We start from the raw sequence: 22676 nt of genomic DNA, 5'->3' as shown, positions 1-22676 counted from the left end.
GTCGGAGCACAGGCAATACCTTGTTCACACACCCCGCCGGGTGTTCCCGGTCCGCCAACGTCAGGTCAGTGCAGGCAACCACTCGTGGTCGGGAAAGCGCGGGGCGATGCGGTCGTGCAGCCACGCGCGACGGGTCGGGTCGAGGTCCGCGGCGACATCGTGGAAGTCCTCGGTGTCCTTCGGTCGGTCGCTGCGGGACTTGAACAAGAGCACGAGCTCCGGCGCGAGGTACGGCGTACCGTCGGCGGTCGTGAGCGTGATCTCGTCGAGCGGTTTGCGGACGGTGCCGCGGCCACGGTGGTAGACCCAGTCGTCGCCGTCGGAGGCCGCGAGCATGACGCGGACCGGCGCCGGGAACAGGTCGTCGGGGAAGGCCAGTACGTCGGGGCCTGGCGTCAACGTCTCGCCCGGTTCCCAGGGGCGTTGGGCGCCGGTGTTCGGGTTCTCGAGTGTCGGCCGCGGGTCGGTGAAGGTGGCGGCGACCAGGTCGAGGTCGCGGGCCAGGACGAGTACGTCGACATCGGTGTGCGGCCGCCGTACCCGATCGGCGAACAGATCGAGCGCCCACCCGCCGGCGATCCAGTAGCGCCCGGGGTAGTCGGCGAACAACGCCCGCACGGCGTTCAATACTTCGAAAGGCATTTGGGACTCCGTCGCATGGAGGTCGGATGCGGTGAGCCCCGGTGAGAGTCAGAGCCGCCAGTAGAAGATCCGAGGCGGCACCGCGCAGCAAACGCGCACAGCAACCACCTCCTCCACGCCCTGACACTCAGCCGACGATCGTACCGACGCCGCGACGGGTCAGCACGCGGGTTTTCAGCTGTCCAGGAATTCGCGGATGTGTTGGGACCAGGTTTCGGGTTGTTCGAAGTGGCACATGTGGGCGGTGTTGGGGATGACGGCCAGTTGGCTGGGGACGGCTGCGTGGAGGCGGTGGGCCAGCTGGACAGGGAAGCCCATGTCCTTTTCGCCGTGCAGGATGAGGATGGGTTTGGCGAAGGTGCGGAGGATCTGTTCGGGGTCGCCGGTGATCCAGGGGTGCATGAGGCCGTTCATCGCGCGTTCGTACGACCAGTCGCCGAGGTCGGTGTCGAGGGATTCGAGCAGTTGCAGGTACGCCGGCGCGCGGGCGAGGTCCCACACGAAGATCGTCGAGTTGCGCAGGGCACCGTTCGCCTCGTCCTCGACGCGTTGACGGCGCTGGTACTCGTCCCAGTCGGCGAGGTAGACCGCACCCTCCGCCAACGAGTACGCCGACGTCGACGCGAGGACCAAGCGCCGTACCTGCTCCGGATGCTGGTGCACGAACTCCATCGCCGCTCGCCCACCCGTCGAGAACCCGACCAGGTCGACCGACCCGAGCCCGAGTCTCTCGATCAGCCGATGCGTGTCCTGTACGACGTACTCCGGCTGCAGGTCGTCGGCGGGCAACCCTCGACTGCTCCGCCCGCACCCGCGGAAGTCGAACAGCACCACGTGATGGTCCCTGGCCAGCGGCTCGAACCCGGGCACGAGATACCCATGCCCGACATCAGGCCCGCCGTGCATCACCACCACAGAAGGCCGATCGCTTCGCCGCCCGAGCTCCCGGACGAACAGCGTGACGCCCCCGACATCCACCAGCGAATCACCCATACCGGAAGGATTCCAGGCCCCTCCGACAATACTGATGCGATGACGGAACTGGAGAAGGCGACCTGGACGGCGGCCGACTTCGAGGTGATGGGCTGGCACGACTGCCGCGTGCACGCGGTGAGTATCGGCCTACGCGAGGACGACGGGTTTCCCTGGCAGCGCGTACTGCTGGATCTCGACTACATCGTCCGGTGGGTCGATCCGGCGTTCGCGCGGCGGCACTTCACGTTCTGGGTCGCGCCGGCGACGTTGGTGTTCGACGAGGCGTGGGACATCTCGGGTGCGCTCGAGCCGATGAACGACCTGCTCGAGATCGCCGACCTGCACCGACTCGACCCGCCCGACGACCGCCCCGACCCGCTCTGGCATATCGAAGGCCAGAACTTCGACCTCCGCCTCCGCGCACCCGGCTTCACGCAGTACGTCCGCACACCACCCGTCCACAGCAAGGGCCAGTACCTGACCCAACCAGAACGCGGCGGCCTCAGCTTCGCCGAACGCTCATTCACCTAAGACTTGCTGACCGGCGAGTCAGATGCGCCCGCTCGGCAGCGTTGTCGCAAGCGGCGATCGCGGTGTCGTACGCAGCCAAGGCTTCCGGCAGGCGGTCGGCACGGACCAGGAGCTCGGCTCGTACGGCGGGAAGCCGGTGGCCCGGAAGGTCCAACCCATCCAAGAGTTCGAGCCCGGCCTCAGGGCTCTCCGCCTCGGCGACCGCGACAGCGCGGTTGAGACGCACGACCGGCGATCCGGTCAGCGCTTCAAGCTCGTCGTACCACTCGCTGATGCGCCCCCAATCCGTGTGCTCCGCCCGCAACGCAGTCGAGTGTTCCGCGGCGATGAGTGCTTGGAGCAGGTACGGCGTCGACGGCGCATCTCGGATCAGCGGCGTGAGGAGCGTGAGCGCGTCGGCGATCTCGTGCATCCGCCAACGGGAGCGGTCCTGATCCGGAAGCAGCACGAGCCTGCCGTCCTCGACTCGTGCGTCCCGCCGCGCGTGCTGCAACATCATCAACGCCAGCAAGGCATCGAGTTCGTACGCCGCCGGGGCGACCTCACGCAGTACCTGAACCAGCCGTAGCGCCTCCCCAGCCTCAGCCGCCCGTACGACGTCCGAACCCGATCCGGGCGCGTATGCCGCCGTGAACGCGAGGTACGCGACATCAGCGACTGCCTCGACCCGCTCCTGCAGCGCCGGGCCGACAGGTACGTCGAACCGCGCGCCGGACAACCGTTTGCGCGCACGGGTCACCCGCGCGGCCATCGTCGCGGTCGGCACCAGGAACAGCCGCGCGATGTCGGCCGTCGGTACGCCGAGCACGAGCCGGAGCGTTAGCGCGGCCGCCGATTCCGCGGGCAGCGAAGGATGCGCGCAGAGCAGGATCAGCCGGAGACGTTCGTCGACGGCACCGAGTTCGCCGGACGCGTCGACGAGTACGCGGCGGGCGTTCGCTGTGATCTCGGCCTCGACCGCGAGCAGCGGAAGGGATTTCGCGGCGACGGCCTCGGCGCGCAGTCGGTCGAGCGCGCGGCGGCGCGCCGCGGTCAGCAACCAGGCCGGCGGGTTGGCCGGCACTCCGTCCGCGGGCCACGCCCGTGCCGCGGACTCGAAGGCCTCCGCGAGCGAGTCCTCGGCCAGGTCGAGACGCCGGAACTGCGCGGCGAGCAGGGCCAGGAGCCGGCCCCACTCGTCGCGCATGACGGTCTCGAGCGGGTTCACTCGTCCGGTACGCCGACGTCGAGGCACTCACGTACTTCGATGTCGTAGTCGCGAGGGAGGAGCGCCGCCACCTCGAGCGCCGTCGCGAGATCGGGCAGCTCGACGAGATAGAAACCACCGAGCTGCTCGACAGTCTCGGCGTACGGGCCCTCGGTGAGCCGGCGGCCGTCGCCGTCCGGCCGCAGCGTGCGGGCGTCCCGTGGATGCACCAGCGCCTCGCCGCCCCGGAACCGCCCACGCTCGCGCACCGCGGCGGTGAAGGCGCGGAAGTCGGCGAACACCCGCTCCCGCTCCGCCTCGTCGGCCGCGTCCCAGCGCGCGAAGTGCTCCGGCTCAGCCATCAGAATCAGGTACCGCGTCAGATCAGCCATGGAATCTCCTTTCGGAAACGATGACGTGCGATCCGGGTCAAAATCGACAGACACCCCGCGAGGAGGGCGGCTAGGGTCTGGCGGCATGTCGTTGTCGGACGCTTTTCTGCGGGAACAGCTTCACGGTCTGGGGTATCGGGAGGTGGAGCAGGTTGCCATCGGTATGCAGGGGGCGGTGTTCCGGCTCGGTGGGGGTTTGGTCGCGAAGATCTGGTTCCACGCGGGCGAGGGTGAGCTGCGAACGTTGGGGGAGTTGTACGCCGCGCTCGACGGTCGTCTGCCCTATCGGACGCCTCGCGTGCTGGAGCTGCACCGCCCAGGGGCCTATTGGGTGTCGGTCGAGGAAGAGCTGCCTGGGGTTCCGCTGCATGCCGTGGCGCCGCAGTTCGGTGAGGTCGACTGGGAGCGGATGCGGGACTGCGTTGTCGAGGTGGTCGAGGCAGTCGCGCAGGTCGAGGCGCCGGCCGTCCTTCGCCGTACGACGGTGCTCGACGAACCGGATCCGTTCCGGCCGGAGGGGGTGTCGTGGAGCGACGCGCTGTCGGGTCTCGTCCGTCGACGGGTGGCGCGCTTCGGCGATCAGCTGAGCCCGGTGATCGACAACTTCGAGGCGAAGATCGAGAACCTCCTCGTCCTGCTGTCCGACCTCAAGGAACCGGAGACCCGCCTGGTCCATGGAGATGTCACCGCCGGCAACATCCTGGTCGACGAGAACCTCCGCCCTGTCACGCTCCTCGACTTCGGTCTCCTGACCATGCCTGGCGACCCGGTTTTCGAAGCAGCCGCGACCGCCACCGTCATCGACCTGTGGTCGCCCCGAGCCCGCGAAATCGAAGCAGCCTTCGACAAGTCCTTCGCCACCCACCTCGGCTACGACCCTCACCTCCTCCTCACCTACCGCTGCGCCTACTCCCTCATCATCTCCAACGCCCACGACGAAGACCCCTACAACCGCGACACCCACGTACCCCTCACGGCCGGCCTGTTCAACAGCCCTCAAGTCACCACGCTGCTGACCCGCTAGGCATGGGATCTTGGCGTCGCCAAGCACCATCCACGAGGGGAAAAGCGTTGAATATCAAACGAATTGCTGTTGGTCTGGCTGCCCTTGCGCTGCCTGCGGTGTTGCTCACCACCCAGGTCTCGACGGCCGAGGCCGCGACGCTGTGCGGTGAGAACTACCACTCCGTCGGGAAGGGCCGGGTGGACCTTGTGGCCACCTGGCCGGGTGGTTCGGTCAACCTCGGGTACGTGGATATCCAGTACAACCCGGTGCAGACCCGTTGGTGCTTCCTGGTGAAGGCGAATGAGTCGATCTCCTTCGTCACGGTGCACGGAGCGTACGGCGCCAGCCCGGACTGGGACCGCTACGGCGAGGGCCGCGGTTGGAAGGTGAAGTATCTGGACTCCAACGGCGGGGAGTGCGCCAAGGCCTCGGCCAAGATCGCCCAGGTCGAGGGCGCGACCGTTTGGTCGGGCACCTTCACTCGCTGCCGCTGAGCGTCTGATCGGCTGGGCTGCCGGATCGACGGCGGCTCAGCCGATGAGGCAGAAGAGGGTGCCGTCGGGGGCTTTGAGGACTATGAAGTCGGCGTTGGGCGGGTAGGTCCAGTCTTCTACTTGTTCGGCGCCGAGGGTGGTGAGGCGGGCCACTTCGGCCTCCAGGGTTGAGGTTTCCTTGTCCACCCAGAGGTCGAGGTGGGTGCGGTCGGTGCTGTCCAGGTGGACGCGCGTGGGCGGTGTTCCGGGTGGTGGGGCGAGGAAGTCTCCGTTGTCGGGGTCGGGGGTGAGGCCGAGGGCCTCGCGCCAGAAGTTGGCGGCTGGGCCGGTGTCGGGGACGTTGAGGACGATTGCTCCGAGTGTGAGGGCCATGCCTTCCAGGGTTACAGAAAACGGCGTGTAACGCAGGAGGGGTGCCGCAGCGTCGGGTGGGGTGTAGGAGACGCTGACTCGGAGGGGATCGTTGTGAGACTGAAGACAAGCATGCTGGTAGCACTGACCGGAGCCCTGGCGGCCACCATCACGGCGGGTACGGCGGACGCTCGGCCGGCCCAAGAACCGTTGCAGTGGACAACAACCGCGACGCATCGGCAACCGGCCACGTTCAACGACGTGGCCACCGGAGCGGGCGGGACCTGGGCTGTCGGCGGGGATCAGGTGGACGGCTTCGCGGACCAGCGCCCGCTGGCGATGCGCTGGGACGGCAAGACCTGGAAAGCCACACCCCAACCGGTGAAGACCAACGCCAGCCTGGAAAGCGTCGCGGTCGGTACGGCGAAGAACGTCTGGGCGGTAGGCGAGGACCGCACCAACCCGGACCAGCCGAAACCGCTGGCCCTGCACTACAACGGCACCAAGTGGCAGGTCGTGAAGACTCCCGCCGTACCCACGGGCTCCTTCGGCGACGTGGTGATCGCGCCGGACGCCTCGGTCTGGGTCACGGGCTGGGCGAACGTCGGCGGCAAGGAACGCGCCGTCGTCTACCGCTACGCCGCCGGCAAGTGGCAGGCCCTCAACACTGGCCTGGAGGGATCGATCAACGGCAACGTGCTGACCGTCCTGTCCGCGAAGAACGCCTGGCTCGGCCTGAACGCCGGCCTCGCGCACTTCGACGGAGAACGCTGGACGCTGGTCAAGGACCTGCCGACCGACGGCTCCCAGATCCCGACCGGTATGGCGTCCGCCGGCCCGGACAACATCTGGCTCGTCGGCGTCCAGTACGCGTCCGGTATCGCCCCGCTGGCCCTGCACTACAACGGCGCCAAGTGGACCAAGGTCGCCGTACCGGCCGGGATGGCCCAGCTGTACGACGTTGCTCTGCGCAACAATCTGCCGGTCGTGGTCGGTGAACGCTTCGCCGACGGCCAGACCGCGACGCCGTACGTCCTCCAGCTGAGCGGCTCGAAGCTCGTTGCCGCCCCCGCTCCGAAGGCCGCGACGGGCACGCTCACCGGCATCACCACGACGAAGGACCGCGTCTGGACGGTCGGGATGTCCGCGGCGTCCGCGCAGGACCCGTTCGCCGCGCTGGCCGCGTTCAGTCGCTGACCTGCCCCGGCGTACGGCCGAAGGTACGACGGAACGCCGCGATGTACGCCGACGCGCTCGAGTAGCCGACCCGGTGGGCGACCTCCGACACCGGGTAGGCGTCGAGCAGGATCAGCGACGCCCGCAACCGGAGGCTCGCCCGCCACGTGCTGAACGACTGACCGAACTGTCGCTGGAAGTCCCGTTGCAGCGTTTTCGCACTCACATGCAGCCGGCCTGCCCATTCGTCCAGACTGGTCGGGTCGGCCGGCTCGTTCGTGAGGGCTCGCGCGACCCGCAACGCGAATCCGCTGCCGTCGCCGGCCGGCTCGGTCAGATCCCGGAGCGATGCGAGCCCGTGCATCACCGAAGCGCGCAGCCGCAGCCCGTCCTGCTCGGGCAGCCCGCGCACCGCGAGCCCTTGGATCGCGGCGGCCACCTCCGCCGGTACGCGGGCCGTCCCGATCCGCAACCCGGCCAGCCCGGGCGGATCCTCCCGCAGGCACACCCGGTAGACCGTGTGACGGGTCGGCCGGATCGAGGTGGGTTTCGCCTGGACCGAGTGACTGACCGCCCGCTGCGCCCAGATCGCCTCGCCGGCGCCGACGAACTCGGTGTTGCCCTGGTACGAGACTGCCATCAGCCCGTCCGGTGACCAGTACAGCTGGTGCAGCCAGTCCTGCCGGATCCCGCCGAACTCCAGCGTCGTCGCGGCGCCGTACCGCAGGACCAGGATCCCGCCCGGAGTGCCGATGCCGTAGCCGAACTCGTCGCAGTTGTCGGGGTCCGCGCCGCGCGCGGTGACCAGGCTCAAGGTGTCCTCCTCGCGACATCCGCTGTCCTCGGCGCGCTATCAGCCAGTATCAGGTAAGGCTAGCCTAACTTCGATGACTGGGGTTACGAGGAGGTTGGCATGTTCCTGCGCCCGTTGGGTGCGGTCTTCCTGGCGATCGGGCTGGTCGCGTGCGGTGCGTCCGATCCGGGGCCGGTGGCCGGCGAGACGCGGGTCTTCCGCGCCGACGGCGGTGACGTGACGATCCCGAAGACCCCGCAGCGGGTGGTCGCGACCGGGTACGCCGTCCCCGCGCTGATCGAGGCCGGGGCGCCGCTGGTCGGGATCTCGTTGTTCGCCCGCAGCGTGCCGATGATGTCGGCCGCGGACAAGGCGACGTACGACGGGTTGACCAAGATCGCCGGGGAGACGGCCGCCGAGACCGACTACGAGAAGATCGCGCTGGCGAAGCCGGACCTGATCGTGATCGGGGTGCCGCAGCCGGTGCTCAAGGACATCGACCTGGCGCGGCTGACGGCGATCGCGCCGGTGGCGGCGATCGGTCCGACGGTGCCGGACGCGTGGCGGACCTTGTCGCAACGGCAGTCCGACGCGGCCGGGCGGGCGGAGGACTTCGGCAAGGCGAAGACGGCGTACGAACAGCGGGCTGCCGAGTTGAAGACGAAGTACGCCGAGGTGTTGCGGGGAAAGAAGTTCGCGCACGTGGGCGGGTACGGGCAGGTGGCGAAGGGCAGCTTCATGCGCGAGTACGACAAGTCGTGGGGGACGAACATCGCGCAGGACATCGGGGTCACGTATCCGGGGCAGCCGAAGCATCCGGGGGAGGGCAGCGCGGCGGTGGCCGAGCAGGTGTCGATCGAGTTGCTGCCCGATGAGTTCAAGGACGCGGACGTGATCACGTACACGCTGGAGCCGGACGGGAGCGTGGGGCCGGCGGTGCAGTTCGTGCTCGACTCGCCGCTGTGGAAGAGCCTGCCGGCAGTGAAGGCGGGGCGCGCGATCGGCGTGCGGTACACGCAGGCGGCGACGTACGAGACGGCGCTGCAGACCCTCGGCGCACTCGACGAGGCCCTCGCCCCGCTGCGGGATGCACAGTGAACCGGGACAACCCGCGGGAGCGGGTCGAGGCGCATCATCGGGCCGGTGCAGGGGTGACGCGGATCCCGTACCCGATCGGCATCCGTACGGCGGTCGTCGCGCGGACGACGTACCTGACGGCGCACATGGTGCGAGTGACGCTGACCGGAGAGGGGTTGGCCGGCTTCCACTCGTACCACTGCGACGACCACGTGAAGATCGTGTTCCCGGATCCCGACGGCACACTCCGCCTGCCGGTGCCGAACGACCGTCAACTGCTCGACTGGCCCCGGCCGTTCCCGCCGACGCGGAGCTACACGGTCCGGCGGTACGACGGGACGCATCTCGACCTCGACTTCGTGGTCCACAACAGCGGACTCGCCTCGCCGTGGGCCGAGGCGCTGCGCCCGGGGGACAAGGTCGCGATCGCCGGTCCGCCCGGCGGCCGCGCGTTCCCGTACACGCACCCGCACTACGTCTTCGCGGTCGATCCCACCGGCCTGCCGGCGGCGGCCCGGTGGCTCGACGAGGCCCCGAGCCACCTGAGTGCCGACGTCGTGGTGGAGATCGACCATCCGGACGAGTCGGCGTACCCGCTGGCCACCCGCGCCAACACGAAGGTCCACTGGATCCCGCGCGGCTCGCTGGCCACCCACGTCCTGTCGCTCGCGGTCCCGCCGCGGACGTTCCTCTTCGCGGCCGGCGAGGCCGACGCGCTCCGTCCGCTCCGCCCCTGGCCGAAGGCGGACGCCGTCATCCGCGGGTACTGGAAGCGCGGCGAGGCGGACCACGAAGATCACTGAGAGTCACCAACCTGACCGGTTGTTGTTCCGGCCGGGGTGACATCGGTCTCGCCGTCCCCGTGCGAACGGGTCTCCGCGAAGCAAGTAGGCTTGCGCGGGCGCTGTTTCGGGTGCCCGTGCTGATACTTGTTGAAAGAACTCGCAGGGAACTCGAGGAGAAGACCGCGTGACTTCCCATCGCCCCGCGGCGGTCGTCATCATGGCCGCCGGGCTCGGAACCCGGATGAAATCGGCGACCCCGAAGGTGTTGCACGAGATCGGCGGGCGCAGTCTCGTCGGCCATGCTGTGCTCACCGCCCGGGCGCTCAGCCCCGAACACCTCGTGGTCGTGGTCGGCAACGGCCGCGAACTGGTCGAGGAACACCTCAAGGCCGTCGACCCGGAGGCCCGCACCGCCGTCCAGGAGCAGCAGCTGGGTACCGGCGACGCGGTCCGAGCCGGGCTCACCGCCGTACCCAAGGACTTCGACGGCTCGGTGGTCGTCACGTCCGGCGACGTCCCGCTGCTCGAGGCGGAGACGCTCCACGACCTGATCGCCGAGCACGACAAGCACGGCAACGCGGTCACCGTCCTGACCGCGCGAGTCCCCGACCCGACCGGGTACGGGCGGATCGTGCAGGGCCCGGACGGCACCGTCGCGGCGATCGTCGAGCACAAGGACGCCACCGCCGAGCAGCGGGCGATCGACGAGATCAACGCCGGGATCTACGTGTTCGACGCGGCCACCCTGCGGGACGGTCTCAGCCGGCTCACCACCGACAACGCGCAGGGCGAGCTCTACCTGACCGACGTGATCGGCATCGCCCGGACCGACGGCAAGCGGGTCGGTTCGCACGTCACCGACGACGAGATGCAGACCGAGGGCGTCAACGACCGCGTCCAGCTCGCCACGCTGCGCGCCGAGCTGAACCGCCGTACCCTCACCCGCCTGATGCGTGAGGGCGTCACGATCGTCGACCCGAACACCACCTGGGTCGACCGGACCGTCCAGGTCGCCCGCGACGTCACGCTGCTGCCGAACACCCAGCTGCACGGGGCGACCACGGTCGACGAAGGCGCCACCATCGGCCCGGACACCACGCTCACCGACGTCACGGTCGGCGCCGGCGCCACGATCATCCGCACCCACGGTTCCAGCGCGATCATCGGCGACGGCGCCGGCGTCGGCCCGTTCGCGTACCTGCGCCCGGGCACCAAGCTCGGCGTGAAGGGCAAGATCGGCACCTTCGTGGAGACCAAGAACTCCACCATCGGCGACGGCGCCAAGGTCCCGCACCTGACGTACGCCGGCGACGCGACCATCGGCGACGGCGCGAACATCGGCGCCGGCACGATCTTCGCCAACTACGACGGGGTCGCGAAGCACCCGACGCACGTCGGCAAGCACTCGTTCATCGGCAGCAACTCGGTGATCGTGGCGCCGCGGACGATCGCGGACGGCGCCTACCTGGCGGCCGGTACGGCGCTCACCGAGGACGTCGGCCCGGGCGAGATCGCGGTCGCTCGCGGCCGGCAGCGCAACATCAAGGGCTGGGTCGCGCGGAAGCGGGCCGGCACCAAGACCGCCGCGGCGGCCGAGGCGGCACTGGCCGACCAGCCGGACGAACAGCAGTCCTGAGCAGCGGAACCAACGGGAGGCGCGGGCGATGAGCGGGATGAAACGAACCACCGAGAAGAACCTGATGGTTTTCTCCGGCCGGGCGCATCCCGGTCTCGCCGAGGAGGTGGCCACCGAACTCGGGTCCGGTCTGGTCCCGACGCAGGCGTACGACTTCGCCAACGGCGAGATCTACGTCCGGTTCGAGGAGTCGGTCCGGGGCAGCGACGCGTTCGTGATCCAGAGCCACACCTCGCCGATCAACGAGTGGATCATGGAGCAGCTGATCATGGTCGACGCGCTGAAGCGGGCGTCGGCCAAGCGGATCACGGTGGTGCTCCCGTTCTACGGGTACGCGCGGCAGGACAAGAAGCACCGCGGCCGGGAGCCGATCTCGGCCCGGCTGATGGCCGACCTGTTCAAGACCGCCGGCGCCAACCGGCTGATCTGCGTGGACCTGCACACCTCGCAGATCCAGGGCTTCTTCGACGGCCCGGTGGACCACCTGATGGCGCTGCCGATCCTGACCGACTACGTCCGGGAGAAGTACGGCGACCAGCAACTGGCCGTGGTGTCGCCGGACGCCGGCCGGATCAAGGTGGCCGAGCAGTGGTCGGCGCGGCTGAACAACGCGCCGCTGGCCTTCATCCACAAGACCCGCGACATCGACCGCCCGAACGAGACGGTCGCGAACCGGGTCGTCGGTGAGGTCAAGGGCCGGGTCTGCATCCTGGTCGACGACATGATCGACACCGCCGGCACCATCACCAAGGCCGCCGACGCGCTGTACGCCGAGGGCGCCGCGGGCGTGGTGATCGCCGCGACGCACGCGATCCTGTCCGGTCCCGCGGTGGACCGGCTGAAGAACTGCCAGGCCAGCGAGGTGATCGTCACGAACACGCTGCCGATCGCCGAGGAACGCCGCTTCGACAAGCTCACCGAACTCTCGATCGCACCGCTGATCAGCCGAGCCATCCGCGAGGTCTTCGAGGACGGCTCGGTGACCAGCCTGTTCGACGGCCGCGCCTAGACGGTCTCGGTGCCGACGGCGGCCCGGCGCCACGCGTAGTACGCGACGGCGATCCCACCGGCCGCCATCGGAATCTGCACGGTCAGCCCGATCCACCCGTTGCCCGGGACCACGAAGCTGATCACGATGAACAGCACGAGCACGGGCACCCAGCGCGGTACGGCGTGCGACCGCCACAGCCCGATCGCTTGGACCACCGTTCCGACTGCGACCGTCAGTGCGCCGGCGAGCATCGGGCCGAACAGGTGCACCAGGTCGTCGTTGGCGTTGCCAATCACCGCGCCGCCCGTCGTGGCGTCGACGCCGGTGGTGAAGTAGTACGCCGCTGCGAGCCCGCCGACCCCGACCGCCTGGAACGCGATCCCGATCCAGATCAGCATCCCGCCCGTCGTGGCCCACGCCGCACCGCGCCGGCGGACGAGGTAGCCGGTGAGGAAGGCCTGAGCCGTCACGCCGAGGAGCGCGCTGACGCTCAGGACGACCAGCAGGCCCCACCAGCGGTCGCGCAGTGGCTGAATGTCGGCGTACGAGTAGGTCTCGCCGCCGCCGGACGGCTCGGGCCAGAGCACGCCGCCGGGCGTCGCGATGACGTTGCTGATGGTGAGTACGAGGCCGATCGCGCCGATGCGCCGGCGAGTGACAGGATCGGCCGGTACGACGGTCGGCCGGACAGTTGTGGTGGACATCGGGACCCCTCCCGCGAGTAATTCGGACAGCTCCAGAGAACGTCCGCTGGGCCGGTCGGCACATCGCAGGGAGCACGGACCAGGTTCTCCGTGCTGGCTCGGAGTCATCCGGCCGAAACCGGCCTTACCCTGACGACATGCGGTGGCCACGGTGGGTCGCGCTCGGTACCTTCCTGCTCGTTCTGATGCTCGTGGCGGGAAGCTCCTGGCTGTTGATCGCGTACCGCACCGGCCCGCACACGCTGCGGAACTTCATCGGTCTGGCAGCGATCGGGACCGCGATCGCCGCGCTCGGGCTCGCGGTCGCCCGGCGTGAGCCGGCCAACCCGGTCGGGGCGATCCTCGGCTGGATCGGCGCGATCGCCGTGTTCCTGACCGCACGCGACGTCTACTACGACGCCGTCGCCCACGATCCGGGGCGCTTGCCACTCGACAGCCGGGTGGTCGCCTGGCTCGAGGAGACCGGATGGTGGTTGCTGGCCGCGGTGGCCTTCCTGCTGCTGTACTTCCCGACAGGTCACCTGGTGAGTCGTCGATGGCGACCGCTTCCCCCAGCCTTGCTGGTGCTCGGCGCTCTCCAGAACGTGCCGCTGTCCGGAGTTCTCGGTGTGGTGAGCGAGGTGGCGTTCTTCGGGTTCCTGGCGCTCTGCCTGACCGCGGTCGTACCGGCGGCGATCCGGTACCGCGGCTCGACCGGCACGGTCCGTGCGCAGCTGAAGTGGCTGCTTCTCGCAGGGCTTGCCGCCGTTGTCTACCCGCTCGTGTGCCTGGCCGAAATCCTGGTCACGGGTCGCAGCGGCATCGTGGCGACCGTCTTCGGGATCGTCACCTTGGTGTCCCTGCCGGCCTCTGTCGCGGTGGCGATGCTCCGGCACGACCTGTACGACGTCGACCGGGTGCTGGCCGACACGGTCAGCTACAGCATCGTGATGGTCGTCCTGCTGGGCACGTACGCCGTCTCGGCCGTCTCGCTCGGGCTGGTACTGGGACGTGACTCGGCTGTCGTCGCCGCGGCAGCGACCGCCGTGTGCGCTTTGATCCTGGCGCCGTTGCGAAGCAGGCTGCAGCGCGCGGTCGATCGGCGGCTCTATCCACCGCGACGTGCCGCTTTGCTGGCGATCGAGGATCTGCAGCGCCGGATCCACACCGAGCAGGCCCAGCCCGAGGACCTCGAGTCCGCGCTGCGGGGTGCGCTCCGCGATCCGGCCCTTCGGGTCGGCCTGCTGATCCCCGGAGCGTCCGGTTTCGTCGACGCCGCCGGCGCTCCGGTGGCCGAGCCGCGGCTGGTCCCGGTGCTGCTGGGTGGCGAGCAGATCGGCGTACTCGCATCCGAGGCGACGCCTCCCGCCGTACTGAAAGCCGTGGCGGCCGCGGCGGCCAGCCTGGTGGAGGTGACGCGGCTGCGGGCGGAGCTCGCCGGGGCACTCCGCGAGGTGGCTGCGAGTCGCGCGCGGTTGGTGCAGGCCGGTGACGAGGAGCGGCGGCGGCTGGAGCGGGACCTGCACGACGGCGCGCAGCAACGGCTGGTCGCGTTGGGCATGGCGCTACGGCTGGCTCAGCGGCACCTGGACGACGGGACGGTCGACGTGAACGGACTGCTCGACCAGGGCGTCGCCGAGCTCGGGACCGCAGTCGCCGAGTTGCGGCAGATCGCCCACGGTCTGCGCCCGACCAGCCTCGACGACGGACTGCACGCCGCGTTGAGCGCGATCACCCAATCGCTGCCGATCCCGGTCCGGCTGCAGATCCCGGCCGATCTGCCCGAGGAGCTCGCGACGACGGCGTACTTCGTGGCTGCCGAGGCGGTGACGAACGCTGCGAAGTACGCGAACGCCACGGCGATCGTGGTCCGGGTGGCGCGGTCGGCCGATGTGATGCGGGTCCGGATCGAGGACGACGGGTGCGGGGGAGCCGTACCGCGGCCCGGCTCGGGGCTGAGCGGACTGCTCGATCGGGTCGCGGCCGTCGGCGGTGCGCTGGAGCTGCGGAGTCCGGCCGGCCGCGGTACGACGGTCGAGGCGGTGCTGCCGTGCGAATCGTGATCGGCGAGGACTCGGCGCTGTTCCGGGAAGGGCTGGCGCGGCTGCTGGCCGATGCGGGACACGAGATCGCCGGCCTCGCCGCGGACGCCACGAGCCTGCTGACCGTGATCGCGGAGACCCGGCCCGACCTGGCCGTGATCGACATCCGGATGCCGCCCGACGGAACCGACGACGGTGCCCGGGCGGCCCGCCAACTTCGGGTGCTGCACCCCGAGCTCGGGATTGTGCTGCTCTCCCAGCACGTCGAGACCAGGCACTCCGTCGAGCTGGTCGCGACCGGTCGCTTCGGCTACCTCCTCAAGGACCGCGTGCTGGCGGTCGACGAGTTCCTCGACGCCCTGGACCGGGTCGCGGCCGGCGGGTCGGCCCTCGATCCGGAAGTCGTCGGCCGGTTGATCGGCCGCAGGCAGGCCGACGACCGCCTCGCACCGCTGACCCCGCGCGAGCGTGAAGTCCTCGCGCTGATGGCCGAGGGCTGCACGAACGTCGGCATCGGCCGGCGGCTGTTCCTGACCGAGCGGACCGTCGAGACCCACGTCGGCAGCATCCTCGCGAAGCTCGGCCTGCTCACCAACGACGAACAGCACCGCCGGGTGCTCGCCGTACTGGCCTATCTCGGCGGCCACTAGATTGGCCGCATGAGAATCGCGGTCTTCCACCCAGGTGCGATGGGCTCGAAGCTCGCGGCGCAGCTGGTCGTCGCCGGGCATGAGGTGCGGTGGGTGCCGGACGGGCGCAGCGACGCCTCCAAGGCGCGGGCCGACGAGGCCGGTCTGATCGGTGCGTCGTTCGACGACGCGGTCGCGCTCGCCGACGCCGTCCTGTGCTCGTGCGCGCCGCAAGGAGCCGTGGACATCGCGGAGCAGGTCGGCCGGGCCGGGTTCGCCGGCTTGTACGTCGAGGCGAATCCGCTGTCGCCCAAGTCGTTGCAGGCGGCGCGGTCCGCCGTACCTGACGCGACGTTCGTCGACGCGGGCGTGGTCGGGCCGCCTCCGACCGGTGGGCCGAGTCCGACCCATCTGATGCTGTCGGGTGCCGACGCCGAGACCGCGGCCGGATTGTGGGCCGGTACCGCGGTCACCCCGATGGTCGTCGGCTCCGAACCAGGCGCGGCCAGCGCGGCGAAGTCGTCGTACGCCCTGTACAACAAGGGCAAGGCGGCGCTGGCGGTGCTCGCTTTCCAGCTGGCCGAGAAGCACGGCGTCACCGAGGCGCTGATCGCGCAGCAGACCCGCGCGGACGGCGGCTCGCTGAAGGACGCAGGCCTTCCGGAGCAGCTCCGCAGCGTCGCCTGGCGCTGGGGCCCGGAGTTCGACGAGCTGGCCGAGACCCTCGACGCCGCCGGTCTCGAAGGCGATGTGGCTCGAGCCCTTCGGCAGGTCTGGACCAAGCTCAGCTGACCGTCGGCTGCCCGTAGTCGCGGAGGACGAACGGCGGGATCAGGTCGATCACGTGCGTCATCGCGTCCAGGCGGGCCAGCACGTCCGGTACGGCGAACGCGCCGGTTGACCAGGACACGAACGCGCTCCCGGCGATCTGCCACTCCAGGCCCGGGTTGAACAGCACGCACTCCATCATCCGGGGATGCATGACGGCCGACGCGTACCGGTCGTCGGGGGACTCCACCCGGAACTGGTCGTTGAACTGCTGGTTCTCCAGTTCGAGATCGCGTCCCTGGAACATCCGCCGCAGCCCCGACTCGTGCCGGATCGTGAGCGGTGGCAGTGCGACCGGGAGGGTCAGTGCGATCAGGTTGACGGTGTGGGTCTGCTGGGTCTTGCCGTTGCTGGTCACGTACGTGTAGTCGAGGACGCACAGGCCGCGACCCTGGTACACGCCGGCGTACGCCTCACCCGGCTCGCCCTCCCGGTACAGGTTCGCGGCGATCTGCAGCAGCCAGGGGTGCGGCGGGACCGGGTACCACCCGACCGAGGCCACTTCCGCGGCCCGCCGTCGGAGCATCGCCCGCCGTCGGCGCCGGCTCCACACGACCAGCCAGATCACGCCGGCGAGGCCGACCAGCGGGACCAGCAGGGTCAGGGCTGTGAGGAACGCGAACACCCCGGCAACGTACCGAAACGGCCGGGTCGGAAACGGGTGACGGCCGAGATCGGCAGGCGGGAGCAAAGTGCCTCAGCCCGACGATTTCCCGTCTGGCCACGCTCGTGGGTAGACTGTTTTGGTTGCCTCGGCGAGGGACGCCCCCCGAGAACTGTTGGGCGCGGCTCCGTGATCGACGCGGTGGTTCGTTGCCTGACGCCTTCTCGGGGTCAGCAGGCGCCCGCTGAGGCCGCAGCCGAGTTCTATCCAGACAACAGATCACCGCAACGCTTTTGAGGAGTTCAGTCGTGGCCGAGGTCAAGATCCAAGCCGAATCGCGTACGGAGTTCGGCAAGGGGGCTGCCCGCCGAATCCGCCGGGACAACAAGGTTCCCGCCGTCCTCTACGGCCACGGCAGTGACCCGGTGCACATCTCGCTGCCCGGTCACGACACCATGCTGGCCCTGAAGACCGCCAACGCCCTGCTGCTGATCGAGGTCGAGGGCGGCGAGTCCCACCTGGCGCTGCCGAAGCAGGTCCAGCGCGACCCGATCAAGGGCTTCATCGAGCACGTGGACCTGGTCATCGTCCGCCGCGGCGAGAAGGTCCAGGTCGACATCGCGGTGCACCTCGAGGGCGACGCCGTCAGCGACGCCCTGGTCGTCCTGGAGGCGCAGAGCATCCTGGTCGAGGCCGAGGCGACGCACATCCCGGACGGCGTCACCGTCTCGATCGAGGGTCTGGAGGTCGGCGCCCAGATCCACGCGTCCGATCTGCAGCTGCCGGCCGGTACGACGCTGGCCATCGAGCCGGACACCCTGGTCGTGAACATCACCGCCCAGCAGACCGCCGAGCAGGCCGAGGCCGAGCTGGCCGAGGCCGAGGCCGAAGCCGGTATCGAGCGCGACGAGCCGACCGCGGCCGAGGAGCCGGTGGCTGCCGCGGCCGAGTAATCTGCTGCCGCAGCACCAGACATCTTCGGGAGGGCCGGGATCCGTGGCGGACGACGTGTGGTTGGTCGTCGGACTGGGGAATCCCGGCCCTTCCTATGCCCGCACCCGGCACAACATCGGGCACCTGGTCGCCGACGAACTGGCGGCCCGGACCGGTGCGAAGTGGAAGCAGAGCAAGCAGGCCAAGGCCGAGGTGATCGAGACCCGGATCAGCGGCCTGCGGACGGTTCTGGCCAAGCCCCGCTCGTACATGAACGAGTCCGGCGGGCCGGTGTCGGGGCTGCTGAAGTTCTTCAAGCTGGACCCGGCCAACCTGGTCGTGGTGCACGACGAGCTGGACATCGACTTCGGGGTCCTGCGCTGCAAGTTCGGCGGTGGCGACAACGGCCACAACGGGCTCAAGTCACTGCGGAAATCGCTTGGCACCGGTGAGTACTATCGAGTCCGGTTCGGTGTGGGTCGTCCGCCGGGCCGGCAGGCCCCCGCCGACTTCGTCCTCAACGAGTTCTCCTCGACCGAACGCAAGGACCTTCCGTTCGCCGTCGACCGGACCGCGGACGCAGTCGAATCCCTGCTCACCGACGGCCTCGACGCCACGCAAGGGAAGTACAACTCGTGAAGCTCACCGGTCTCGTCGACACCCTGATCACCGATCCGGTGGTGGCCGAGGCCGTTCGTGACGCCCGCGGCGACAGTGTCACGACCCTCGACCTGAGCGCGCCGACGCCGGTGCGTCCGGTCCTGCTCGCCGCACTGGCCGCGGCCCAGAACGGCGCCGACCGCCCGGTGCTCGCCGTCACCGCCACCTTCCGCGAGGCCGAGGAGCTCACCGAGGCCCTCCAGTGCCTCGTCGACGAGCCGAGCGCCGTCGCCTACTACCCGGCCTGGGAGACGCTTCCGCACGAGCGCCTGTCGCCGCGCTCCGACACAGTCGGCCGGCGCCTCGCCGTACTGCGCCGGCTCGTGCATCCGGATCCGTCCGACGAGACGACCGGGCCGATCCGGATCCTGGTCGCGCCGGTGCGGTCCGTCCTGCAACCGCAGGTCGCCGGCCTCGCGGACCTCCGGCCGGTGCAGCTGCACGTCGGCGACACGGTCGAGCTCGAGGACGTCGTCGAGCGGCTCGCCGCCGCGGCGTACCACCGGGTGGACCTGGTCGAGCGGCGCGGTGAGTTCGCGGTCCGCGGCGGCATCATCGACGTCTTCCCGCCGACCGAGGAGCACCCGCTGCGGGTGGACTTCTTCGGCGACGACGTCGAGGAGATCAGGTACTTCGCGGTCGCCGACCAGCGCTCCCTGGAGATCGCCGAGCACGGTCTGTGGGCGCCTCCGTGCCGCGAGCTGCTGCTGACCGACGAGGTCCGCGCGCGGGCCGCCGTACTGGCCAAGGAACATCCCGAGCTGGCCGAGCTGTTCGAGAAGCTCGCCGAAGGGCACGCCATCGAGGGTATGGAGTCCCTGGCGCCGGTGCTCGTCGACGAGATGGAGCTGCTGGTCGACCTGATGCCCGCCGGTACGCACGTGGTCGTCAGCGACCCCGAGCGGGTTCGCGCGCGGGCGCACGACCTGGTGGCGACCAGCCAGGAGTTCCTGGAGGCGTCCTGGGCCGCGGCTGCCGGTGGTGGCGAGGCCCCGATCGACCTGGGCGCGGCGGCGTACATGTCGCTCGGCGCCGTCCGGTCGCAGGCTCTCGGCAGGGGCCTGGCCTGGTGGAGCCTGTCGCCGTTCGCGGCCGCCCCGACCGACGAGCCCGAGCTGCGGGACTCGATGGGGGCGCGGGTCGCGTTCGACATCGACACCGAGGCCGGTGCGGTCACCAGCAAGATCCTCGCCGTCCACGAGGTCGACCCGTACCGCGGTGAGACCGGCGCGGCGGTCGAGGACATCCGCGGCTGGTTGCGGGACGGCTGGCGGGTCGTCTGCGTCACCGAAGGCCACGGTCCCGCGCAACGCCTCGTCGAGGTGTTCTCCGAGGCCGAGCTGCCGGCCCGGACGGTCGACGGGATCGACGAGATGCCCGCGCCCGGCGTCGTGCTGGTCTCGCAGGGGCAGCTCGACCACGGGTTCATTGCCGACGGCATCAAGTTTGCGGTGCTCACCGAGAACGACCTGGCCGGCCAGCGGTCGGCGGCCGAACGCCGTTCCCAGCAACGGATGCCGTCGCGCCGCAAGAAGACGATCGACCCGCTGGAGCTGCAGCCCGGCGACTTCGTCGTCCACGAGCAGCACGGCGTCGGCCGGTACGTCGAGATGATGCAGCGGACCGTCGGCACCGGGACCCAGAAGGCCACCCGCGAGTACGTCGTGATCGAGTTCGCGCCGAGCAAGCGCGGACAACCCGGCGACCGCCTGTACGTGCCGACCGACCAGCTCGACCAGGTCACCCGGTACGTCGGCGGTGAGCAGCCGACCCTGGACAAGATGGGCGGCGGCGACTGGGCCAAGCGCAAGGGCCGCGCCCGCAAGGCGGTCCGGCAGATCGCCGGCGAGCTGATCAAGCTGTACGCCGCGCGCCAGGCGACCAAGGGGCACGCGTTCGCCAAGGACACCCCGTGGCAGCGGGAACTCGAGGACGCGTTCCCGTTCGTGGAGACGCCCGACCAGCTCGCCACCATCGACGACGTGAAGCACGACATGGAACGCGTCATGCCGATGGACCGGATCGTCTGCGGCGACGTCGGTTACGGCAAGACGGAGATCGCGGTCCGGGCGGCCTTCAAGGCGGTGCAGGACGGCAAGCAGGTCGCCGTACTCGTGCCGACGACACTGCTCGTGCAGCAGCACTACGCGACCTTCGCCGAGCGGTACGCCGCCTTCCCGGTCAACGTCGCCCCGCTGTCGCGGTTCCAGACCGACAAGGAGGCCAAGGCGACGATCGACGGCCTCGCCGACGGGTCGGTCGACGTGGTGATCGGGACGCACCGGCTGTTCAGCGGCGAGGTCGCGTTCAAGGACCTCGGCCTGGTGATCGTCGACGAGGAGCAGCGGTTCGGCGTCGAGCACAAGGAGCAGCTGAAGCGTCTCCGGACCGCGGTCGACGTACTGACGATGTCCGCGACGCCGATCCCGCGGACGCTGGAGATGTCGATCACCGGCATCCGCGAGATGTCGACGATCGCCACCCCGCCGGAGGAGCGGCACCCGGTGCTGACGTTCGTCGGTGCGTACGACGAGCACCAGGTGACCGCCGCGATCCGGCGCGAACTGCTCCGCGAAGGCCAGGTCTTCGTCGTCCACAACCGGGTGAACACGATCGAGAAGGCGGCCGCCCGGATCCGCCAGCTGGTGCCCGAGGCGCGGGTCAGTGTCGCGCACGGCCAGATGAACGAGCACACGCTCGAGAACGTGATCCAGGGCTTCTGGGAGAAGCAGTCCGACGTGATCGTGTGTACGACGATCGTCGAGTCCGGCATCGACATCTCGAACGCGAACACGATGATCGTCGAGCGCTCCGACCTGCTCGGCCTGTCGCAGCTGCACCAGCTCCGCGGCCGGGTCGGTCGTGGCCGCGAGCGCGCGTACGCGTACTTCTTCTACCCGCCGGAGAAGCCGCTCACCGAGACGGCGCACGACCGGCTGGCCACGATCGCGCAGCACGCCGACCTCGGCGGCGGTATGGCGGTCGCGATGAAGGACCTGGAGATCCGCGGCGCCGGCAACCTGCTCGGCGGCGAGCAGTCCGGGCACATCGCGGACGTCGGCTTCGACCTGTACGTCCGGCTCGTCGGCGAGGCGGTCGCGGAGTACCGCGGCGACACCCAGGCCGAGGAGCCCGAGGTCAAGATCGAGCTGCCGATCGACGCCCACCTGCCGCACGACTACGTCCCGTCGCAGCGGCTGCGGCTGGAGATGTACCAGCGGCTGGCCGCCGTCCGGGACGCCGACGGCATCGCCGAACTGGTCGAGGAACTGCACGACCGGTACGGCGACATTCCGCAGCCGGTGCTGAACCTGATCGAGGTGGCGAAGTTCCGCAACCACGCCCGCCGGGCGGGGCTGCACGACGTCACGCTGCAGGGGAACATGATCCGCTTCGGGCCGGTCGAACTGCCCGATTCGAAGGTGCTGCGGCTCAACAGGCTGTACCCGAAGAGTCTGGTGAAGCCGCAACTGCATACCATTCTGGTGCCGAGACCTGCCACCAGGCCGGTCGGCGGTCAGCCGCTCCGCGACCAGGAGCTGCTGCAGTGGTGCACCCGGTTGATCGACGACGTGATCGCCGAACCTATTGTGGTTCCGGCGTGAAACTGACAGGAACGTGCGAGGAGATTCGGTGAGTACACGGCTTCGGGCTCTCGGTGTGGTGCTGGCGACGGTGCTGCTGACCGGCGGCTGTGCCGCGGGAACCCACCCCGGCGCGGCGGCGATGATCGGTGACACCGAGATCAGCATCGGCGACGTCGACAAGACCTCGCGCGCCGTCGGCGCGGCCCTCGGTGAGTCCTACCCCGACCAGGCTGCGCTGAACGGCATGGTCAGTAACGAGCTCGCGGCGCAGGTCGGCCGGCAGAAGGCGATCTCGGTCAGCGATGCGGAGATCGCCGACGCGGCCAAGAACGCCGTCGCGCCGAGCCCCGAGGCGTACCAGAAACTGCAGGCCGACCCGGCGTCCCGCGCCTTCCTGGACAAGCTCGCCGCGACCCTGATCGTCACGATCAAGCTCGCCGGCGGCAAGGGCATCCACGACGCGGACGGTCAGCAGAAGGCGCAGGAGGGCGTGCAGGCCCTGAACGCCGCCGCGAAGGACATCAAGGTCACGGTCGCGCCGCGCTTCGGTCAGTGGAGCGACGGCCGGCTCGACACGGCGATCTCCGGGTCGCTGTCGAAGGAGTCCGACCAGACCGCGGCCAAGCGCAAGGCCGCCGAGGAAGCACAGCAGCAGCAACAGGGCCAGGGCTGACG

Annotated in this window: 23 protein-coding genes; 15 read left to right on the top strand and 8 right to left on the bottom strand. The window is 69.7% G+C overall.

What is annotated here, in order from left to right; translation table 11 throughout:
* Positions 1 to 60: 60 nt before the first annotated feature.
* Together E0H50_RS07400 and E0H50_RS07395 are read right to left on the bottom strand one after the other, a co-directional pair.
* A complete protein-coding gene (locus E0H50_RS07400) occupies positions 61 to 642 on the bottom strand; it encodes a nucleotidyltransferase domain-containing protein (protein ID WP_131285835.1) in 582 nt (193 codons plus the stop codon).
* Between the two features lie 174 nt (positions 643 to 816).
* Positions 817 to 1635, bottom strand: coding sequence for an alpha/beta fold hydrolase (locus E0H50_RS07395; protein WP_131285834.1), 819 nt, complete (start codon positions 1633 to 1635; stop codon positions 817 to 819).
* Between the two features lie 39 nt (positions 1636 to 1674).
* On the opposite strand from E0H50_RS07395, the gene E0H50_RS07390 reads away from it, so the two are divergent.
* Entirely contained in the window at positions 1675 to 2148 is a 474-nt protein-coding gene (locus tag E0H50_RS07390; RefSeq protein ID WP_131285833.1) for a hypothetical protein, read from the top strand.
* On the opposite strand, the gene E0H50_RS07385 is transcribed toward E0H50_RS07390, so the two are convergent.
* Entirely contained in the window at positions 2141 to 3334 is a 1194-nt protein-coding gene (locus tag E0H50_RS07385; protein ID WP_165547024.1) for an RNA polymerase sigma factor, read from the bottom strand. The two genes, E0H50_RS07390 and E0H50_RS07385, sit on opposite strands and share 8 nt — an antisense overlap.
* 17 nt (positions 3335 to 3351) lie before the next feature.
* Positions 3352 to 3726 (bottom strand): YciI family protein, encoded by a 375-nt coding sequence (locus E0H50_RS07380; protein WP_131285831.1) that lies wholly within the window; start codon positions 3724 to 3726, stop codon positions 3352 to 3354.
* A gap of 85 nt (positions 3727 to 3811) precedes the next feature.
* On the opposite strand from E0H50_RS07380, the gene E0H50_RS07375 reads away from it, so the two are divergent.
* Positions 3812 to 4750: a phosphotransferase family protein gene (locus tag E0H50_RS07375; protein WP_165547023.1), complete on the top strand. Its 939-nt coding sequence runs from the start codon at positions 3812 to 3814 to the stop codon at positions 4748 to 4750.
* Positions 4751 to 4848: 98 nt separating this feature from the next.
* A complete protein-coding gene (locus E0H50_RS07370; protein ID WP_131285829.1) occupies positions 4849 to 5226 on the top strand; it encodes a hypothetical protein in 378 nt (125 codons plus the stop codon).
* 36 nt (positions 5227 to 5262) lie between these two features.
* On the opposite strand, the gene E0H50_RS07365 is transcribed toward E0H50_RS07370, so the two are convergent.
* A complete protein-coding gene (locus tag E0H50_RS07365; protein ID WP_131285828.1) occupies positions 5263 to 5598 on the bottom strand; it encodes a VOC family protein in 336 nt (111 codons plus the stop codon).
* A gap of 93 nt (positions 5599 to 5691) precedes the next feature.
* Here E0H50_RS07365 and E0H50_RS07360 point away from each other — a divergent pair, with 93 nt between their 5' ends.
* Positions 5692 to 6774 (top strand): hypothetical protein, encoded by a 1083-nt coding sequence (locus tag E0H50_RS07360; RefSeq protein WP_131285827.1) that lies wholly within the window; start codon positions 5692 to 5694, stop codon positions 6772 to 6774.
* Here the strand turns inward: E0H50_RS07360 and E0H50_RS07355 are convergent.
* Positions 6764 to 7567 carry a helix-turn-helix domain-containing protein gene (locus E0H50_RS07355; RefSeq protein ID WP_238150825.1) on the bottom strand — a complete coding sequence of 268 codons (804 nt, stop codon included), beginning with the start codon at positions 7565 to 7567 and terminating at the stop codon, positions 6764 to 6766. The two genes, E0H50_RS07360 and E0H50_RS07355, sit on opposite strands and share 11 nt — an antisense overlap.
* A 99-nt stretch (positions 7568 to 7666) precedes the next feature.
* On the opposite strand from E0H50_RS07355, the gene E0H50_RS07350 reads away from it, so the two are divergent.
* The 4 genes from E0H50_RS07350 (at position 7667) to E0H50_RS07335 (ending at position 12053) form a co-directional block, all read left to right on the top strand.
* Positions 7667 to 8644: an ABC transporter substrate-binding protein gene (locus E0H50_RS07350; protein WP_131285826.1), complete on the top strand. Its 978-nt coding sequence runs from the start codon at positions 7667 to 7669 to the stop codon at positions 8642 to 8644.
* Positions 8641 to 9426, top strand: coding sequence for a siderophore-interacting protein (locus E0H50_RS07345; RefSeq protein ID WP_131285825.1), 786 nt, complete (start codon positions 8641 to 8643; stop codon positions 9424 to 9426). The genes E0H50_RS07350 and E0H50_RS07345 overlap by 4 nt, the downstream gene beginning before the upstream one ends.
* Positions 9427 to 9592: 166 nt before the next feature.
* Positions 9593 to 11044, top strand: a complete 1452-nt coding sequence (gene glmU / locus E0H50_RS07340; protein WP_131285824.1) for a bifunctional UDP-N-acetylglucosamine diphosphorylase/glucosamine-1-phosphate N-acetyltransferase GlmU — start codon at positions 9593 to 9595, stop codon at positions 11042 to 11044.
* Positions 11045 to 11072: 28 nt separating this feature from the next.
* Entirely contained in the window at positions 11073 to 12053 is a 981-nt protein-coding gene (locus tag E0H50_RS07335; protein ID WP_131285823.1) for a ribose-phosphate diphosphokinase, read from the top strand.
* Here E0H50_RS07335 and E0H50_RS07330 read toward each other — a convergent pair.
* A complete protein-coding gene (locus E0H50_RS07330) occupies positions 12050 to 12739 on the bottom strand; it encodes a hypothetical protein (RefSeq protein WP_131285822.1) in 690 nt (229 codons plus the stop codon). The genes E0H50_RS07335 and E0H50_RS07330 overlap by 4 nt on opposite strands.
* 137 nt (positions 12740 to 12876) lie before the next feature.
* Between E0H50_RS07330 and E0H50_RS07325 the strand changes: the two genes are divergently transcribed.
* The 3 genes from E0H50_RS07325 to E0H50_RS07315 are packed head-to-tail and all read left to right on the top strand — an operon-like array spanning position 12877 to position 16181.
* Positions 12877 to 14781 (top strand): sensor histidine kinase, encoded by a 1905-nt coding sequence (locus tag E0H50_RS07325; RefSeq protein ID WP_131285821.1) that lies wholly within the window; start codon positions 12877 to 12879, stop codon positions 14779 to 14781.
* Positions 14769 to 15410: a response regulator transcription factor gene (locus tag E0H50_RS07320; protein WP_131285820.1), complete on the top strand. Its 642-nt coding sequence runs from the start codon at positions 14769 to 14771 to the stop codon at positions 15408 to 15410. Before E0H50_RS07325 ends, E0H50_RS07320 begins: the two co-directional genes overlap by 13 nt.
* 9 nt (positions 15411 to 15419) lie before the next feature.
* On the top strand, positions 15420 to 16181 hold the full coding sequence (locus E0H50_RS07315) for a DUF1932 domain-containing protein (RefSeq protein WP_131285819.1): 762 nt from the start codon (positions 15420 to 15422) through the stop codon (positions 16179 to 16181).
* On the opposite strand, the gene E0H50_RS07310 is transcribed toward E0H50_RS07315, so the two are convergent.
* Complete coding sequence (locus tag E0H50_RS07310) at positions 16174 to 16842, bottom strand: DUF3137 domain-containing protein (RefSeq protein WP_131285818.1); 669 nt, start codon at positions 16840 to 16842, stop codon at positions 16174 to 16176. The two genes, E0H50_RS07315 and E0H50_RS07310, sit on opposite strands and share 8 nt — an antisense overlap.
* Before the next feature lie 287 nt (positions 16843 to 17129).
* On the opposite strand from E0H50_RS07310, the gene E0H50_RS07305 reads away from it, so the two are divergent.
* From E0H50_RS07305 to E0H50_RS07290, 4 genes are read left to right on the top strand one after another with little or no spacing between them, the layout of a single operon-like run.
* Entirely contained in the window at positions 17130 to 17774 is a 645-nt protein-coding gene (locus E0H50_RS07305; RefSeq protein WP_131285817.1) for a 50S ribosomal protein L25/general stress protein Ctc, read from the top strand.
* A 43-nt stretch (positions 17775 to 17817) separates the two neighbouring features.
* A complete protein-coding gene (gene pth / locus E0H50_RS07300) occupies positions 17818 to 18393 on the top strand; it encodes an aminoacyl-tRNA hydrolase (RefSeq protein ID WP_131285816.1) in 576 nt (191 codons plus the stop codon).
* Positions 18390 to 22019 (top strand): transcription-repair coupling factor, encoded by a 3630-nt coding sequence (gene mfd / locus E0H50_RS07295; protein WP_131285815.1) that lies wholly within the window; start codon positions 18390 to 18392, stop codon positions 22017 to 22019. Before pth ends, mfd begins: the two co-directional genes overlap by 4 nt.
* A gap of 28 nt (positions 22020 to 22047) precedes the next feature.
* A complete protein-coding gene (locus E0H50_RS07290) occupies positions 22048 to 22674 on the top strand; it encodes a SurA N-terminal domain-containing protein (RefSeq protein ID WP_131285814.1) in 627 nt (208 codons plus the stop codon).
* The last annotated feature ends 2 nt before the right edge of the window (positions 22675 to 22676 follow it).

Source organism: Kribbella sindirgiensis (genome assembly GCF_004331435.1).
Lineage (GTDB): Bacteria > Actinomycetota > Actinomycetes > Propionibacteriales > Kribbellaceae > Kribbella > Kribbella sindirgiensis.
This window is presented reverse-complemented; position numbering and strand designations above follow the sequence as displayed.

Bases quoted from the DNA above. Each gene is read 5' to 3' on its own strand.
- E0H50_RS07400 (WP_131285835.1), bottom strand. From the start codon at position 642: ATGCCTTTCGAAGTATTGAACGCCGTGCGGGCGTTGTTCGCCGACTAC.
- E0H50_RS07395 (WP_131285834.1), bottom strand. From the start codon at position 1,635: ATGGGTGATTCGCTGGTGGATGTCGGGGGCGTCACGCTGTTCGTCCGG.
- E0H50_RS07390 (WP_131285833.1), top strand. From the start codon at position 1,675: ATGACGGAACTGGAGAAGGCGACCTGGACGGCGGCCGACTTCGAGGTG.
- E0H50_RS07385 (WP_165547024.1), bottom strand. From the start codon at position 3,334: ATGCGCGACGAGTGGGGCCGGCTCCTGGCCCTGCTCGCCGCGCAGTTC.
- E0H50_RS07380 (WP_131285831.1), bottom strand. From the start codon at position 3,726: ATGGCTGATCTGACGCGGTACCTGATTCTGATGGCTGAGCCGGAGCAC.
- E0H50_RS07375 (WP_165547023.1), top strand. From the start codon at position 3,812: ATGTCGTTGTCGGACGCTTTTCTGCGGGAACAGCTTCACGGTCTGGGG.
- E0H50_RS07365 (WP_131285828.1), bottom strand. From the start codon at position 5,598: ATGGCCCTCACACTCGGAGCAATCGTCCTCAACGTCCCCGACACCGGC.
- E0H50_RS07350 (WP_131285826.1), top strand. From the start codon at position 7,667: ATGTTCCTGCGCCCGTTGGGTGCGGTCTTCCTGGCGATCGGGCTGGTC.
- E0H50_RS07335 (WP_131285823.1), top strand. From the start codon at position 11,073: ATGAGCGGGATGAAACGAACCACCGAGAAGAACCTGATGGTTTTCTCC.
- E0H50_RS07330 (WP_131285822.1), bottom strand. From the start codon at position 12,739: ATGTCCACCACAACTGTCCGGCCGACCGTCGTACCGGCCGATCCTGTC.
- E0H50_RS07325 (WP_131285821.1), top strand. From the start codon at position 12,877: ATGCGGTGGCCACGGTGGGTCGCGCTCGGTACCTTCCTGCTCGTTCTG.
- E0H50_RS07315 (WP_131285819.1), top strand. From the start codon at position 15,420: ATGAGAATCGCGGTCTTCCACCCAGGTGCGATGGGCTCGAAGCTCGCG.